Source organism: Sulfuricurvum sp., from assembly GCF_023250475.1.
Classification (GTDB): domain Bacteria; phylum Campylobacterota; class Campylobacteria; order Campylobacterales; family Sulfurimonadaceae; genus Sulfuricurvum.
The window spans coordinates 1-17,129 of the sequence record NZ_JAHFAQ010000036.1; the positions used below are offsets into that span (position 1 = coordinate 1).

The 17,129-nt window shown below is 44.0% G+C and carries 17 protein-coding genes; 9 read left to right on the forward strand and 8 right to left on the reverse strand.

From position 1 onward, the window contains the following. The 9 genes from gltB to Q0C19_RS05110 form a co-directional block, all read left to right on the forward strand. Positions 1–3,980, forward strand: a 3,980-nt coding sequence (gene gltB, locus Q0C19_RS05070; protein ID WP_295053410.1) for a glutamate synthase large subunit, incomplete at its 5' end; no start/stop codon positions are given. Positions 3,981–3,985: 5 nt separating this feature from the next. Then, a complete protein-coding gene (locus Q0C19_RS05075; protein WP_295053412.1) occupies positions 3,986–5,368 on the forward strand; it encodes a glutamate synthase subunit beta in 1,383 nt (460 codons plus the stop codon). Next, on the forward strand, positions 5,368–6,096 hold the full coding sequence (locus tag Q0C19_RS05080; RefSeq protein WP_295053415.1) for an inositol monophosphatase family protein: 729 nt from the start codon (positions 5,368–5,370) through the stop codon (positions 6,094–6,096). The genes Q0C19_RS05075 and Q0C19_RS05080 overlap by 1 nt, the downstream gene beginning before the upstream one ends. Beyond that, entirely contained in the window at positions 6,093–6,935 is an 843-nt protein-coding gene (accD, locus tag Q0C19_RS05085; RefSeq protein ID WP_295053417.1) for an acetyl-CoA carboxylase, carboxyltransferase subunit beta, read from the forward strand. Before Q0C19_RS05080 ends, accD begins: the two co-directional genes overlap by 4 nt. Positions 6,936–6,937: 2 nt before the next feature. Continuing rightward, complete coding sequence (locus tag Q0C19_RS05090; RefSeq protein ID WP_295053421.1) at positions 6,938–7,495, forward strand: thiamine phosphate synthase; 558 nt, start codon at positions 6,938–6,940, stop codon at positions 7,493–7,495. Next, positions 7,492–7,950, forward strand: coding sequence for a 23S rRNA (pseudouridine(1915)-N(3))-methyltransferase RlmH (locus tag Q0C19_RS05095; protein WP_295053423.1), 459 nt, complete (start codon positions 7,492–7,494; stop codon positions 7,948–7,950). Before Q0C19_RS05090 ends, Q0C19_RS05095 begins: the two co-directional genes overlap by 4 nt. Positions 7,951–7,959: 9 nt before the next feature. Beyond that, positions 7,960–8,313, forward strand: coding sequence for an RNA polymerase-binding protein DksA (gene dksA / locus Q0C19_RS05100; RefSeq protein WP_295053426.1), 354 nt, complete (start codon positions 7,960–7,962; stop codon positions 8,311–8,313). Positions 8,314–8,325: 12 nt separating this feature from the next. Next, on the forward strand, positions 8,326–9,348 hold the full coding sequence (locus Q0C19_RS05105) for a hypothetical protein (protein WP_295053429.1): 1,023 nt from the start codon (positions 8,326–8,328) through the stop codon (positions 9,346–9,348). A gap of 49 nt (positions 9,349–9,397) precedes the next feature. Next, positions 9,398–10,387, forward strand: coding sequence for a tRNA-dihydrouridine synthase (locus Q0C19_RS05110; protein ID WP_295053431.1), 990 nt, complete (start codon positions 9,398–9,400; stop codon positions 10,385–10,387). Here Q0C19_RS05110 and Q0C19_RS05115 read toward each other — a convergent pair whose 3' ends face one another. From Q0C19_RS05115 to Q0C19_RS05150, 8 genes are all read right to left on the reverse strand, one after another. Then, a complete protein-coding gene (locus Q0C19_RS05115; RefSeq protein WP_295053434.1) occupies positions 10,388–11,866 on the reverse strand; it encodes a diguanylate cyclase in 1,479 nt (492 codons plus the stop codon). Between the two features lie 58 nt (positions 11,867–11,924). Further along, the gene (locus tag Q0C19_RS05120; RefSeq protein WP_295053436.1) at positions 11,925–12,395 is read right to left on the reverse strand and encodes a peptidylprolyl isomerase; all 471 of its coding nucleotides are present in this window, start codon (positions 12,393–12,395) and stop codon (positions 11,925–11,927) included. A gap of 9 nt (positions 12,396–12,404) precedes the next feature. Beyond that, a complete protein-coding gene (locus Q0C19_RS05125) occupies positions 12,405–13,280 on the reverse strand; it encodes an ABC transporter ATP-binding protein (RefSeq protein WP_295053439.1) in 876 nt (291 codons plus the stop codon). Beyond that, positions 13,277–13,951 (reverse strand): molybdate ABC transporter permease subunit, encoded by a 675-nt coding sequence (modB, locus tag Q0C19_RS05130; protein ID WP_295053441.1) that lies wholly within the window; start codon positions 13,949–13,951, stop codon positions 13,277–13,279. Before modB ends, Q0C19_RS05125 begins: the two co-directional genes overlap by 4 nt. A gap of 1 nt (position 13,952) precedes the next feature. Further along, positions 13,953–14,336: a hypothetical protein gene (locus tag Q0C19_RS05135; RefSeq protein ID WP_295053443.1), complete on the reverse strand. Its 384-nt coding sequence runs from the start codon at positions 14,334–14,336 to the stop codon at positions 13,953–13,955. Beyond that, entirely contained in the window at positions 14,333–15,076 is a 744-nt protein-coding gene (locus Q0C19_RS05140) for a hypothetical protein (protein ID WP_295053445.1), read from the reverse strand. Before Q0C19_RS05140 ends, Q0C19_RS05135 begins: the two co-directional genes overlap by 4 nt. 104 nt (positions 15,077–15,180) lie before the next feature. After that, positions 15,181–15,825, reverse strand: a complete 645-nt coding sequence (locus Q0C19_RS05145) for a hypothetical protein (RefSeq protein WP_295053449.1) — start codon at positions 15,823–15,825, stop codon at positions 15,181–15,183. Continuing rightward, positions 15,822–17,129: AAA family ATPase (locus Q0C19_RS05150; protein ID WP_295053452.1), on the reverse strand; the 1,308-nt coding region annotated here is incomplete at its 5' end. The genes Q0C19_RS05150 and Q0C19_RS05145, both read right to left, overlap by 4 nt.

Consider the following 17,129-nt stretch of genomic DNA (forward strand, 5'->3'; position numbering starts at 1 on the left):
CATTGCTCTATCTCAGCCGTAAAGAGATCGAACACGCCCTTGTGGAGGATCAAGATTTTTATATCGCCTCGATGTCGGCGCGTGTTGTATCGTATAAAGGTTTGATTATGCCGACGCATATCAAAGAGTTTTATACCGATTTGCAGAACGAAAATTTTAAAATCTCGTTTGCCCTTTTTCATCAGCGTTTTTCGACCAATACTCTCCCTAAATGGCGTTTGGCTCAACCGTTTCGTGCGGTTGCCCATAACGGTGAGATCAACTCGGTCGAAGCAAACCGTTTTAATGTTGCGGTTAAATCCGAATCGATTAAAAGTGAAGTGTTCACCGATGAAGAGATTGCCCGTCTTTTACCGATCCTCCAACCGGGCGGATCGGACAGTGCGAGCGCCGATAACTTTTTTGAGTTTTTGATCATCAACGGGATGGATTTTTTCAAAGCGGCGCGTGCGGTAATCCCGGCTCCGTGGCAAAATGCTCCCCATATGGATCCACAGCTACGTGCATTTTATGAGTACCACTCTACCGTTTTCGAAGCATGGGACGGTCCTGCGGCATTCTCACTGACCGATGGGCGCTATATCGGATGTGTTCTTGATCGTAACGGTCTTCGACCTTCAAAATACATCATTACGAATAACGATACTCTCTTGATCGCCAGTGAATACGGAGTTATCGATATTCCCGAAGATCAGATTAAAGAGCGCGGGCGTTTGCAGTCAGGGCAAATGATCGGGCTGGATTTGAAATTCGGAAAAGTTCTCAAAGACGAAGATATCAATCAATATCTCAAATCATCCAACCCGTATATGAAATGGTTGAATGACCATATGATCTATCTCCAAGAGCATGTCGATGAGAAATATATTACCCGATGTGATTATGATGAGACGAATCTGATTGAGCGTCAGCGCTATTTCAACATCACTCAAGAGGTGGTTGAACAGGTCATTGAGCCAATGATGCGCGATGGCAAAGAGGCGGTCGGATCGATGGGGGATGATACCCCTTTGGCGGCATTTAGCAGTGTACAGCGTAATTTTTCTGATTATTTCAAACAACGTTTCGCCCAAGTTACCAATCCGCCGATTGACCCGATCCGCGAAAAAGTGGTGATGAGTTTGAATACCGGATTCGGAGAAACGCATAATATTCTGGATGAGATTCCCTCTCATGCAAATCGTCTTAAAGCGATTTCACCGATCATTATCCGTGAAAAACTCGAAGTACTCAAATCGTTCGGAGATAAAAAATCACCGCGCTATCAATCGTTTTATACGAATCAAGAATTTTCAACAGCGTATTCAGGCTCATTGAAATCAGCTCTTGAGTCGTTGGTGGAGCAGGTTGTCAAAGCGATTCGCGAAGAGGGTGTCCGTATTGTTATTCTTGATGACAGCGGCTTTGACAAAGATCACAAAGCGATTCCGATGGCAATGGCGGTCGGACGTATCAGCCGTGCCTTGCTGGATGCGCGTATCCGCCATTTGGCATCGATTGTCGCCTGTACGTCTGAAGTGGTTGATTCTCACGGTGCGGCAACATTGATCGCTTACGGTGCGAGTGCCGTCTATCCGAGTCTTTTGTTCGCTACCGTTGCGGCGCGTGCTGAACGCAGTGTTACTGACGTTAGTTGTTCGGAAGCGTTCAAATCCGTCCACCATGCACTCAATGCCGGACTTTTGAAAATTATGTCGAAAATGGGGATCGCAACCATCGCATCGTACCGCAACTCAGGACTTTTCGATGTCATCGGATTGAGCCGTGAGATCGTTCATGAGTGTTTCGGTGAATCGCATGTAATGATTCCGGGACTTACTTACGACGATATTGACGCACGATTGGATCGCAACCATAAAGATGCCTTCGAAGTCGGTGGATTTAACCGTATTTTCCCGCTTAAAATCGGGGGATACTATAAATTTTACAACGGTCAAGAGCATCACGACTTTAATCCGGATGTGATCCATGCGATCCACCGTGTTTCCAAAAGCGGCAAGCGTGAAGATTTTGATAAATTAAGCGCTTTGGTCAATAGCCGAGGGCAGAAATTTATCCGTGATTTCTTTGAGTTTAAATCCGATCGTTCAAGCATTGATATCTCTGAAGTAGAACCGAAAGAGGCTATCTTTAAACGGTTTGCCTCTGCGGCAATGTCTTTGGGGTCAATCTCTCCGGAAGCGCATGAGTGTATTGCGGTGGCGATGAACACTATCGGCGCACAGAGCAACTCGGGTGAGGGGGGAGAAGATGCCGCACGTTTCGGAACTCTCAAAAACTCTAAAATCAAACAGGTTGCATCGGGACGCTTCGGGGTTACTCCGGCGTATCTCCGCTCCGCCGAAGAGATTCAGATTAAAGTAGCCCAAGGGGCTAAACCGGGTGAGGGGGGACAGCTTCCGGGTCATAAAGTGAGCGGTCTTATCGCCCGTCTTCGCTACACGATGCCGGGTGTTACCCTGATCTCGCCTCCGCCGCACCACGATATCTATTCGATCGAGGATTTGGCACAGCTTATTTTTGATATGAAACAGGTCAATCCGACAGCCAAAGTAGCGGTTAAACTCGTCTCTTCTGCGGGTGTCGGAACGATTGCGGCCGGGGTTGCAAAAGCGTATGCCGACAAAATTATCATCTCCGGCGGGGACGGCGGTACCGGTGCGGCACCATTGACGTCGATCAAATTTGCGGGGAATCCGTGGGAACTCGGACTTTCCGAAGCGCACAATGCTCTCAAAGTTAACAACTTGCGCGGATTGGTACATGTCCAAACCGACGGCGGTCTTAAAACCGGTACAGACATTCTTAAAGCGGCACTCTTAGGTGCTGAGAGTTATGCATTCGGTACAGGTGCTTTGACCATTATCGGATGTAAAATGCTCCGCATCTGCCACGTCAACAAATGTTCGGTAGGGATTGCAACGCAAAACGAAAAACTTCGAAGCGAGTATTTCAACGGAACGGTTGAACAGCTTATCAATTATTTCACCTATTTGGCGGAAGATGTTCGCAAACTAATGGCGCAGTTGGGCTATAGAACGATGGAAGAGCTTGTGGGGCGAAGCGATTTGCTTCGGGTGATTGATACTGAGTTTGCGAAAAAATTCGATTTCGGTTCCGTATTGCATCGTGAAGCGGGGGTTAATACCTGTCAATCTCCGAGCAATGAGCCGTTTGATTTGAATGAGTTTGAACAAGAGGTCCTTGCCGAAGCGATGGATGCGATCAAAAATCCGGAACGCCCAATTAAAATTGTTCGTGATATCTGCAATCTAAACCGTAGTTTCGGTGCACGCATCAGCGGTGAGATTGCACAATTTTACGGGGATTCCGGGCTTAAAGAGAATACGATTAAAATCAATCTTAAAGGGATCGCAGGTCAGGCGCTCGGCGCATTTTTGATCAACGGGGTCTCTATCCGTCTTGAGGGTGTCGCGAACGATTATATCGGTAAAGGGATGCACGGCGGTAAAATCGTCATCCGTTCTCAAAATCAAGGTGAAGCGTTCAGTGCCGGCGGAAATACTTGTCTTTACGGTGCAACCGGAGGTAAACTCTTTATCTCCGGTTCAGTCGGAGAGCGTTTCGCGGTTCGTAACTCGGGTGCCCTTGCTATCGTTGAGGGGACAGGGGATAATGCGTGTGAATATATGACCGGCGGGGTTGCGGTAATCCTCGGGAAAACGGGTATCAACTTCGGTGCGGGGATGACGGGCGGTTTTGCCTTCGTTTACGACCAAGACCACAGTTTTGTCGAAAATGTTAACCGCGAACTGATCGATGCACTCCGCATCGACACGGATGACGGAGATGAGGCACGCCATTATCTCAAACGTTTATTGAAAGAGTATGTTGCTGAAACCGAGAGTGAAATGGCACAAAACCTGCTCAAAAATTTCCGTGTCGAAATCCGGAATTTCTGGCTTGTTCGACCGAAAAACTTAACCAAATTGCCACTCAATCCGGATAAAGGGGACTAAGAAATATGAGAGAATTTTTAACGATTGAGCGAATCGAGTCCACGAAACGCCTTGTTTTACAACGATTAAAAGATTTTAGCGAGATTTACGAACCGATGGGTGCTAGCGATGCCTCTTCACAGAGCGACCGCTGTATTCAGTGCGGCGACCCGTTTTGTTTGAACAAATGTCCGTTGCACAACTATATCCCGCAATGGCTCAAAGCGGTGGCGGAAAAAGATCTGAAATTTGCATTTAACCTCTCCAACGAGCCCTCACCGTTTCCTGAAGTGATGGGGCGCGTGTGTCCGCATGATCGCCTATGCGAGGGGGACTGCACCCTTAATGACGGCCACGGAGCGATTACCATCGGAGGGATCGAGACATTTATCAACGAAGAGGGATTCCGCCAAGGGTTTAAACCTTATTTCCCGGGGATTACGACGGATAAAAAAGTAGCGATTATCGGTTCAGGCCCTGCGGGTCTTTCGGCGGCGACTTATTTGCTCCGTTCGGGGATCGCGGTAACCATGTATGAGAGAAGCGATCGTGCGGGAGGACTCCTTACCTATGGTATCCCTAATTTCAAACTGGATAAAAAGATCGTAGAACGACGTGTCAACCTATTGATTGACGCAGGATTGAAATTGGTGCTGAATTGCGAAGTCGGAAAAGATATCGAATTTGACGCGATTGCCGATCAGCATGATGCCCTCTTTATCGGTATCGGTGCAACCAAAGCAAAGGGTGCCAAAATCGCCGGGGAAAACGCATCAAATGTCTATATGTCGATGGAGTATTTGACCGCAATCCAGCGTAAAAATTTTGGCCTCAGCTACGAGAAAAAGTTTGACTTTAAAGACCTTGAAGTTGTCGTAATCGGCGGCGGTGACACGGCTATGGACTGTGTCCGCACGGCAAAACGTGAAGGGGCTAAAAACGTAACGTGCCTTTATCGCCGTGATGCCCATAATATGCCGGGTTCAGTCAAAGAGTACAAAAATGCGATCGAAGAGGGAGTTGACTTTACGTTTAACGCCTCTCCGAAAGAGGTTATTTTAAGTGACGGCGGTAAAGCGGTCGGTATCCATATGTCCAAGACGATTCTCGGGGCCAAAGATGAGTCCGGTCGTCAAAAGATGGAAGAGGTCAAAGGGGGAGATTTCAACGTCAACGCCGATGTCATTATCATGGCGCTCGGATTTGATCCGGTTGTCCCCCCTTTTCTCGCAGAAAATGGAATCGAAGTGAACGGATGGGGCGGTATTACCGTCAATGAGAAGCATGAAACAACTACCTCTGGAATCTATGCCGGCGGTGATTGCTATCGCGGTGCGGATTTAGTGGTCACGGCTGCGTATGACGGCCGTGAAGCGGCACGTTCGATCGTAAAATCATTGTTGGGTTAATGGAAGATTTTGTCAATGCGGCAGTTGCCGCATGCCAAGAGATACATGCCTTTATAGAACAAGGCGATCCCTCCTTGTACCGTTCGCATGAGAAAGGTGCTGGGGGTGACATCAGCAACGGTGCCGACTTAAGTGCCGAAGCGATCTGTTTCAGGTATCTTTCACCCTATGGATCGGTATTTTCCGAAGAGAGCGGCTGGATGAGCCCGGAATCTTCGGTCAATATCATTCTCGATCCTATTGACGGGAGTGATAATTTTATTTCCAAACTTCCTTATTACGGTATTTCAATAGCCCGCGTAAGCGAAGGAAAAACGACAGAGGCCGTCGTGTGCAATCTTGCAAACGGCGATTTGTTTGTCCGTACATTGGAAGAGTATTATTGTACATCACTGCATAATTTCACCCAAAAACATGAAATCATAATCAATCTTTCCGCTAAAATCGGTCTATTTGAGAAGGCTCCGGAACATCCCGAGTTGATCCGAAAACTGATGGAAAAAAAGTTGAAATTCAGATCCCCGGGAGCCTTGGCTCTCTCATTGGCCTATGCCCCTTATGTGAAATATGTGCTATTTTTGGGTACAATGCGGCCATACGATATCCAAGCCGGACTATTCTTGAGTCAACACCTTCATGTGTTGCAAGACGATAGATATATCCTGATTTGTGCGGATAAAGAGCTTTTTGAGCAGATACGTTTGATTGTAGAAAAGGAGTATTTTTGAGTCTATTTAACCTGTTCGGGGACTCCGAAAAGAAAAAACAACCCACTAAAAGCGAGGCTCCGTCTCACTGGGTAAAATGCCCTTCGTGCCAGTCACTGATGTATTATAAAGAGATTGAAAAACAAAACCATGTATGTCCTAAATGCGGATTTCATCTTCGTATCGGTGTCAAGGAGCGGCTTGCTCTGATCGCAGATGAGGGGAGTTTTGTCGAATTTGACAGCAACCTCCGTCCGGTTGACCCTCTGAATTTTGTCGATAAAAAAAGTTATGCGGCACGTATCGAAGAGGGGTATGCCAAGAACGGAACCTACTCATCGGTCGTGAGCGGTGAGTGTACGATCAACGAGGTTCCCGCACAGCTAGTCGTCTTTGATTTTAACTTTATGGGCGGATCTCTCGGGTCGGTCGAGGGGGAAAAAATCGTCCGTGCGGTCAATCGTGCGTTAGCGAAACGGACGGGACTGATTATTGTCAGTGCCAGCGGCGGTGCTCGTATGCAGGAGAGTACCTTTTCTCTCATGCAGATGTCTAAAACTTCTGCGGCATTGGCAAAATTGTCTGATGCAAAACTTCCGTATATCTCACTCCTTACCGATCCGACGATGGGTGGTGTAAGTGCCTCTTTCGCAACGCTTGGGGATATCATCATTGCTGAACCGGGCGCATTGGTCGGGTTTGCAGGTCAGCGCGTTATCAAACAAACCATCGGTAGCGACCTTCCAGAGGGGTTTCAGCGTGCCGAATTTTTGCTCGAAAAAGGGTCAATCGACATGATCGTGGAGCGGAGCGAACTTAAAGAGACGTTGAGCGATATGCTCAAACTTCTGCTTCCGTAAATATGCAGCTTTACGCCCTTTGTGATGCCCAGGCGCTTCGCAAAAGCGGAGTGGATATCCTCTCTTTTGCCAAGCGTGCCAAATCATTAGGTGCGGGCGTCCTTCAATACCGTAACAAACACTCCGATGTCGCTACAATTAAGACGGAACTGATAGCCCTCCGCCAAATTTGGGAAGGGTTTTTGATCATTAACGACCATTATGAATTGGCTTCTTTTTGTGACGGTGTTCATATCGGTCAGGAAGATTTGTATGCGATTGATTCCGATCCTGAACGGGCAATAAAGATCTTGAAAATGGCGATCGGCGAAGATAAACTGATCGGTCTCTCTACCCACAATGCACGAGAGATAGAAATTGCGAACCGACTTGATCTCAATTATGTCGGATTGGGAGCATATCGTCCTACGTCAACGAAGTCGGAAGCTAAAGTGCTGGGCGAGAAGCTCGATGAGATAGCCGCTTTCTCAACGCACCCTGTTGCTGCCATCGGGGGGGTGAAACTCGAGGATCGTTTTAAGAACGTAACCTACCATGTCATCGGAAGCGGATTATTGTGAATATTTCTATTGTTACGATTGCAAAAAAAGAGCGTTCTTTGTACGATCCGCTCTACCAAGAGCAGATGAAGATGATCTCCCGCTTTGCCAAAGTGGAGGATATTGAACTCTTTCCCAAAGAGGTTGTCAAAGCGCATACTATCAGTGCTGAATCGTCGCAAGCGGCCTATTCGAAACTATTATTACCGATGTTGGGTAAAAACTACTCGATTGCGCTTCATCCCGAGGGGAAAAAAATGGACAGCTTTGCATTTAGTAAGCTTATAAGTGATAAGATTTCGGTGCAATTTTTTATAGGCGGTGCATACGGCTTTGAAAAAAGTTTCGTAGATCAGTGCGATGCGGCCATCAGTCTCTCTGAGATGACGATGAGCCATAAAATCGCAAAAGCGGTACTGCTAGAGCAGATATACCGTGCCTATTCATTGTTAACAAACCATCCGTACCACAAATGAGGAGCATTGATGAGAGACCATGAGCTGCACTATTTCGAGGAGATATTACTGACCCGAAAAACTCAGATTATCAAAAATCTTACCGGCGTTGAGAGTGAAATGAATCAGCTGCGTGAGATGGAACTCAATGACGAAGGTGATTACGCATCGGCGAGTAATGACAATATGGTTGAAAATGCAATCGGTTCACAGCAAATGCATGAACTCGAAGAAATTGAAGCGGCACTCGGCAAAATCAAAGCCAAACAATACGGTATTTGTGAAATGTGTGAAGATGACATCGGTTTTCAACGGCTGAAAGTTAAACCGCATGCAAAATATTGTATCGTATGCCGTCCGATCGTTGAAAAAAACAAACACTAAAAGGATCAGAAAATGCAATTAAAACGGTATACCATCGCATCGCTTATATTAATGATTTTAGTCGCTGCGGCGGTTTATTCGATCGATAGTGAATCAATATCTTTTGATTTGTTAGGGATGCATTTTCCGAATCTTCCGATTGCATTTTGGGTAGTTGTTCCTCTGGCGATTATGTATGTAGCCAGTTTGCTCCATATGGGTGTTTTTGCACTGGTCGGAAACTTCAAGCTTCGACGTTTGAACAAAGACCACGAAAAAATGATCGATGCTCTTCGCGATGCACTGCTCGGTGTAGGTGAGCGCAATTACGTTTACAAAAGTGATGCGTATAAACTAATGGGTAAGCTGATAGATAATGCTTTGATCTTGCCTTATGAGACCCTTCGCATCGTCGGGAACGAAAAAATCGATGAAGCGCTTGAATTGATGCGGAATGTTAAAGAGAAGAAAAAAGTGGAAATCAAAAAATTCCATTTGGCATCCAATACATCCCTTGTGATTCAAAACAACCTTAACCGTTTTGAACGCGGTGAGATAGATGCCGACAGTATCCTTGCCCGTCCCGATAGCTATGGCGAGATCGTATGCGCCAAAGCGTATGAGTCCTATGTCAAAACGGCGTCGGTCGGATCGGTGATTAAATTTAAACACCACTTCAGTAAAGTTTCATTGATCGATTTCGTTCAACGGATCAATGCGGCAGAAAACGGTATTCAAATCACTAATGAAGAGTTGATCACTGTTTTTGCATCTTTGAAGCTTGAAACCAATGATTGGATTGATCTCTCTGCAGCAATGTCTAAAAACATGCTTCCCGAGCAGCGTATCCGTCTTTTCGAGATGTTGAGCGAACACAATGACGACGCTATGGAAGGGTACCTCTATACCCTGTATGATTTGCAAATGATCGATACGGCGAATGAGATTTTGAATAATACGGCTCATGCCGATTATCAGATTTTCAAAGCGTATCGTGATCTTAAACGTGCTAATAAGCACTACGATATCGCTATCTTCCTACGTAGAAGCTGTTAATTAACAAAGGCGGCACTTTAGTCGCCTTTTCTCTTCAAGGTATTTTTTTATGACTCCAAAACTCTCTTTTGATACTCCCGTTTATGCTCTTGCCCCTCTTGCAGGCTACACCGATTTGCCGTTTCGCAATGTCGTTAAAAAATTCGGTGCCGATTTGACGGTGAGCGAGATGATCAGTTCCAATGCCCTCGCCTACGGTTCGGCAAAAACGATTCGTATGTTGGAGAGAAGCCCGAACGAAGATCCCTATTCGGTTCAGATAGCCGGTGCGGAGGAAGATATCGTCCGACGGGCGGTAGAGGTACTCAATGGTGTAGAGGATATCGATATTATCGATCTTAACTGCGGATGTCCGGTTCCGAAAATCGTCTGTCACGGTTCGGGAAGCGCATTGCTGAATGATTTGCCCCGTATGGCGCGAATTATTGAAATGATTAAAAAAACCTCCAACAAATCGACGCTCAGTGTCAAAATCCGACTGGGATTTGAATCCAAAAATCATATTGAGATTGCCAAGCTCGTCGAATCGTGCGGTGCCGATTTTCTTGCCGTACACGGACGTACCCGTGCGGGAAAATTTAAAGCCCCCGTGGATTATGACGCTATCGGCGAGATCAAAGCGTCTGTGGGAATCCCAGTGATTGCCAATGGGGATATAGATTCATTTGAAAAAGCGCAATGGGTGCTGGAGCATACGAAAGCGGACGGTGTAATGATTGGTCGCGGAGCGGTAGGGGCGCCATGGATTTTTCATCAGCTCAAAACGGGCAGTTCAACCGTTGATCCTCTGATCAAACATGCGATTATAATGGAGCATTTGGACGGTATGGTGAGCTGTTACGGTCCACGCGGCGTCGTGACGTTCCGCAAGCATGTCCATACCTATTCAAAAGGGTATGAGGGGGCATCGGCGTTGCGCGATCTCGTCAACCGTATCGATGATCCGATCCACTTTCGTGCTGTGGTAGATGAGTTTTTTCTCACTCATCGTCAAATCGGTGAGGGGTTTAAGGCTTCAGATATGAAGTGTGAGTGTTGATTACTCATCACTGTATATAATTCGATTCCGTCCCGCATTTTTAGCTTGATACATGAGCTTATCGGCATGATTTAAGAGTATATCGAAGGTATGGCGGTGTTCTGATATGGTTGTAACGCCAAAACTGACGCTAAACGTAATTTCCGTATTGTTGATAGGAACACGTACCTCCTCGATCCTCTTTTGTAGTTTCTTGGCTAGAGCTACAGCTTCATTTAAAGCAGTATTGGGCATTAATATAACGAACTCTTCGCCTCCGATGCGGGCAAAAATATCATTTTGTCGTATTCGTCCTTGAACTGCTTCAACCAATGAAATGAGTACTTTGTCTCCTGCATGATGTCCGTAGGTATCATTGATGGATTTAAATAAATCGATGTCAAATAGCATAAGAGAAAGATCGGATTGATATCGTAATCCTCTGTTTACTTCTTCTTCGGCACGCTCTAGTAAAAATCGACGATTGTAGATATGGGTTAATGGATCGGTTGTGGCGAGTTCGAATAGTTTTTGATTAGCCAGCTGTAACGCAGATGTTTTTTCAGCAACTTGATTTTCTAAATTTTTAGAGAGGATTTCTAGTTGATCCGTTTTTTCATTCATTTGCCGAAGAAGTACACTGAAAAAGAGGGTCGATACTACCATGGCGGCAATGAACTCTTGAAGATAGAGAGTGTTTTGAACGGGGCTAAATATTGAAAATGGTCCTTGATGATGAACTGTAAAATAGATAGCGATCATACTAATTAGAACACTCATTGTCAGACTTTCCATTAAACCTCTGCGGTAGCTCATCCACAATAAAACAAGTATAAAAATAATTGGAGTTGTGGGAAGAAGGTTCGGAGAAAAATCATTGGAAAAGAGGATATAGGCAAAAATGAGCGTCAATGGTATCATAATTATGGGTTCTAACGTGAGTGATCGATAAGAGAACTGATGCTTCAATTCAAGCCATGATAGAAGAAGCGGAGTGATTAGTAAAATTCCCAACGAATCTCCAAACAACCAAATGCGCCAAAAAGCAAGAAAATTACTTTGGCTCTCAATCTGTGTGTGGTAAACAAGTCCACCGAAGATTGCACTCAGCATCGGGGAGAGGCATAGGGCTATGATGATAAAAAGAAGAACATAGTGAAGATTATGAAAATTGTGGGTATTAGATGTGAATCGGCGAATTAAATAAGCCGAGAGCATAGTTTCTGCAATATTAATCAGGGCGAACTCAATAGCTTGCACGTATGTGAAAGCAGGAAAATCAGCAATGATTTCAGCCGGGATAATGACCGATGCATACAAAGGCCATTCCCGAGTTGGACGCAACAGAAAAAGTGCAAGAATTAGTCCGTTCGGTAGCCATGCGATAGCTATCCCCTCGCTCATCGTAGCGAAATGGATACTTATCTTCCCTAGAACGATATATCCGCTTGCGAGAAATAGTAATTGCCATAACTTGGAAGGGGTATGGATGCCTACCATGCGCACTCCTGTTATGAGGTATTGCTTGATTATAGCAAATAATATATTCTTAGTTGATTTAGTGCTGGTGAAACTCTTGTACCTCTTTGATCTCTTCGGGTGTTGCTTCATGAATATCTAAAACCGTCCCTTCAAAAATGAGGTCCATTCCTGCAAGGGGGTGATTTCCATCGAGGGTGGCATGATCGCCTTCGATTTCGGTTACCGTGTAAATGATTACATCATCCGAATCTTCTTCGAAATATCCGTCAAGTTCCATTCCGACACTTACCTCTAGCGGCAGCTCACTGAGCGCTTCAGAAATGACGAGAGAGGGATCATAGATCCCGAATGCTTTATCTGCTGAGAGTTCAATTTTGAATGTCTCACCGATACTTTTTCCTTCTAATTCTTTTTCAACTGAGGGGAAAATATGACCGTAGTTACCGTGCAGGTAAACAAGAGCTTCCTCTTCTTCGTGGAGGAGATTTCCCTCGGTATCGTTGATGTGATAGTCGATGGTGACGATGCAGTCTTTAGTGATGGTCATAGTTAGTCCTTAAGGTAGCGGTATGAGAATAGGGTTAAACGCTTTGGTTGAAATTATAGCGTGTCCACCCACTCTCAGCTCTGAAGCCTCATTCGAACTGAGAACAGTGCGCACGATCGAAGAACCCACGAGGAGGGTGACAATGACGGCAGGAAAGTCCTCTTCAATTTTGAGCACCTCTCCGATGAGCTGGAGTTTACCGCTAAGGGTTTGGGGACTGAAAAATTCCATCGGGGGACAAATCCGTTTGATATGTCCCGTTTCGACCTGAGCCAAGCGATCGGAGAGTTTGACCGTCTCTGCGATATCGTGGCTCACCAGAAGGGTTGTGATGTCTAATCGGGAATGGAGGAGGGAGAGTTCATCTTGGAGCTTTTGGCGCATAGAAGAATCGAGTGCCGAGAGAGGTTCGTCGAGGAGCAAAATTTTGGGACGGCGAACCAAAGCACGGGCAAGGGCGACGCGCTGTTTTTGACCCCCTGAGAGGGTTGCGGGCAAGCGCTCCGCGAGTTGTGAAAGTTCGACCAGTTCGATGAGTTCAGCGACATTGGCACGCTCTTCTGGACTCTCAGCGGCGAAGAGGAGGTTTTCTCGTACGCTCATGGTCGGAAAGAGGGCATAGTCTTGGAAGACAAATCCGACGTTCCGTTTTTGTGGGGGGAGGTTGATACGGCGTGAGCTGTCAAACCACACTTCTCCGTCGATTTCGATGATTCCGCTGTCGGGTTTTTCAAGTCCGGCAATCATGCGCATCAAGGTTGTTTTTCCGGCGCCCGAGGGGCCGAAGAGGGTGAGAAACTCTCCATTATGGATGCTCAATTCAAAATGGGCATTGATTTTCCCTTCGGCGGTATCGAGATATTTTGTAATATTAACTATTATCATCGAATATTTCCTAAGGACTTTTTATTGAGCGTATAGACAAGGAGTAAGATAGCGAATGTGACGGCAAAGAGGGTCAGGGCATATTGGTGCGCCATTGCATAGTTGAGTGACTCGACTTCGTCGTAGATCGCGATGGATGCGACACGGGTTTCACCGGGAATATTTCCCCCGATCATCAAGATCACCCCGAACTCACCCACGGTGTGGGCGAAAGCCAGAACGATTCCCGAGATGAGACCGTGACGGATGGAGGGGAGGATAACACGACCCATTGTCTCGATCTTCGATTTCCCGAGGGTATAGGCGGCTTCGAATATGGATGGAGGGACTTGAGAAAGTGCCGATTGGATCGGATGGACCATAAACGGCAGGCTGAACAGTACGGAGCCGATCACCAGCCCCTCAAAACTAAACGCCAAGCGGATGCCGTGTTCGGTTAAAAAGCTCCCGATAAGGGAGGCGGGGCTGAACGCGAGGAGGAGATAAAACCCCAATACGGACGGCGGTAATACGAGGGGCATACTCACGATGGTTTCGAGGACGCTTTTAAACCGCATTCTGGAGAAGACCAAGAAGGATGCGAGAGGAATAGCGATCACTAACAAAATAGCGGTTGTAACGGCGGCGAGTTTAAAGGTCAGAACCATTGTGCTTAAAAATTCAGTTTCCATTCTAACCTCTTATCAGGGATATTTCGGAGGGTTGAACCATCCAGCTGATAGTATCCCCCTCGACGATATTGAGCTGATTGAACGTAAGGGTCGGAACCAATGCCGTGAGCGTGATTTCATCATAGAGAAGTGTGATTTGAGATAATACGATTCCCTTGTCGATCTTCTCTACCGCAGCGGACTGGATATTGGCCGTGGACGTAGTGAACTCTTTGGAGAGGATGACTTCGGTCTCTTTGAACGCTAATCTCAAGGGAGTACCGATTGCTTCGTGACACTGTTCGGCGAGGAGGAGGTGAAACATATCCTCACCTGCCGAAGCGGTAAGAATACTCAAATGTTCAGATGCGGTGATGGAGGTCAGGGTGGCGAGTAGGGTGTTCATTGGTTAGTTTTCTTTTTTTGACTTATGCATAATATTTTGATTGCTGATAGTGCTTGGTTAAATTCTACTAAGGTAAGATTATCATCAATTCTTGTAATATTATAAGGTATCGTATAGCTATCGTCTGGCTGTTTTTTAATGAGTAAGAACATCAGATCGACAGGTAAAGTAATATTCGTATCTTCTATTTCTTGGCATCTATTAGATGATATTAAGCTTTTATTGAGATCATAACCTTCATACACATTATCTGTGTGACTAAAAATAGTGTAATAATGACCATTGCTATTTTGAAAAACTTTTGGATAATTAAGAACCTCTAAATACAATTTTGGCACAAAAGTAGGGCTCAGCCATGCTACATATATAATTGCTACTAAAAAAACTGTAAATAATATACCTATTAACCGATCAGATAAATTTTTGATAGTAATTTTTTGACGGTAAAACTGTATTAGAGCATATAAAATTTGTAGAAGAAATAAGGAGAGTATGATAAAAAAAAGAAAAGCAATTAAGATTAAAAATAATGCAGTAAATAGTAAAAAATTATTTGTATTTACAAAAATCATATTGGCAGGAATACTGTTGAAATACAAGATGGTAAGTAAAAATGTAAATACTAATGTACTAGATGCCGAAATCAGTTTAACATAATGATTTTTTAGAAAAGTTTTAATCTCGTTTAAATATTCATTTTTTGTAATATCTTTCTTTAGGTTTAATTCTTCATTTATCATACTTTAATCCTCTTTTTTTCGTACATCTATTCCATCCGCTTGATCGCATCTCTCTAACATATTTTGTTGAGTAAATTGCTTTTATTTTAATGCACTGTTGTGACCTATGTTGTACAAGATGAAAGTCTTTTACGTAAAAAAGAAAGAGCTATGCCATAGTAAGGTTTTTTATAACCATCACCATCAATGGAAGACCAATAATTGATTAAAGCATTAATCTCAGATTGGGTTCTTGTACCAGTTTTTTTACTTAATCCTTCACGTACTGCATCGATAATTTCTTTCCGGTTTTTAACTAATCTCGAACAATTTAGACCGAGAATATTGTTGAGTTGATGATCAAAATCAGCTTCTATCGATTCAATTTTTCCATTTGTAGAATATTTTATTTTCGATTCAATACGGTGTGTCGATTCTGCTGGATTGTATTTAATATCATAATTGGTTTTTTTGGTATCGCAGTGTATGCATCCTTGGATATTTCCTGAACATACTGCAAGCATATTTGAATAGCTAAGTTGTTCCTTTGGATAGTTGTCTTGACAATGCCAATGTTCTACTTTTGTTATAAATTGATTATCAACGATCCGTTGCATACAATAGGCGCATATATAACCTTGTTCTCTTAAAAGCTGTGTTCTTATATCAACTTTCACAGGTGTAAATTGAGAACCATCATACTCAGCATTTGGTTGTAGTCGATAGTGTTGAAGAGAGCTAGGTTCTCTTCCTTTAACAATCGAGATCATTCATTACACTCAAGCATAGTTATCAATCCTTCCATCCGTACGATTTCGGGAATAGAACCATTTAATTCAGTTTTTAGTCCAGATATTTGATCTTTCGCAGATGCAAATTCTTCATCATCTATCAATTCATAAATTGCATCGAGTTTTTTTGAAATATCTTCATCTCGTTTTGAAGTATGCATCAACTCTTCCAAAATTTCTCCTGAAGTTAGTCCTAAAGCTTGATCAGGAGTTCGGGCAATTAGTTGATCTTCTGCATCCTTTTCTAAAATACGTATATGTTGGTGAGAGACTTCACCGACCGTTTGTGGTGAATGGGTACTCACGATAAACTGACAATTTGGGAAAATCTCACATAGTTTTCCGAGGATCATACGTTGCCATTTAGGATGAAGGTGGAGTTCTATTTCATCAATGAGGACTATGCCTTCTCCTTTTAGAGGTTCTTGCATAGTAGGATTTGCGATAGCCAAACGACGAGCTAGATCTCCTACCATTGCTAACATACATTTCTCACCGTCCGAGAGATGATCAACTCGGAGTTCTTTCTCTCCTTTTTTAATTACCATACGTAAAGGGTTTCGACGCACCGATAAGCCGCTAAAGTCATTCATAACACTCTCTATCGCTTCACGGACAGCCATTAAATGTTTGTCAACAAAATTGGCTGTTCCCAAGTGTTCTTTTTCAAGATCATATTTAAATCTGTACATTTCATTTTCAAAGTCTTCTCGATTACGAAACCATTCAAAAAAATGCCTAAAATTTGCTCCTCCAACAAGGGCTTCATCATAAGCCTCTAAAAGTGAGAAATCATGTTTCTTTCGTATTTTTAGGGGAATATCTAAGACGGCTCGGTTGATTCGATAGTAAACAAAAAGAGGGATAGAACATAAATTTTGTTTTTCAAAAATATTGAATGCAATTGTGTCAATGTATTCTTTATCGTAAGTGATAAAATTTTTAGATGTTGATTTATCTTTACGTACTTTCCATATGCTTCCATCAATCGGCAAAATAGTGATGGAGGTTTCATCAAATCGTCCTGATGGAATATCAGTATCTTTAAAAGCGATACCAGTATTTTTTCCAGATTTGATTTGATTAATGACACGTGATAGAACGATAGAGATAGCATCCAAAATCGTAGATTTTCCAATTCCATTACTTCCAATAAAGACAGTGAGTTGAGGATCTAATGAAACTGAAAATGGGTTAGAAGAGATTCCTCTAAAATTTTGAATCGTTACGTCTTGGATTTTCATACGGCAGAACCCTTTAGCCCATAGTAATACGTTATAGAC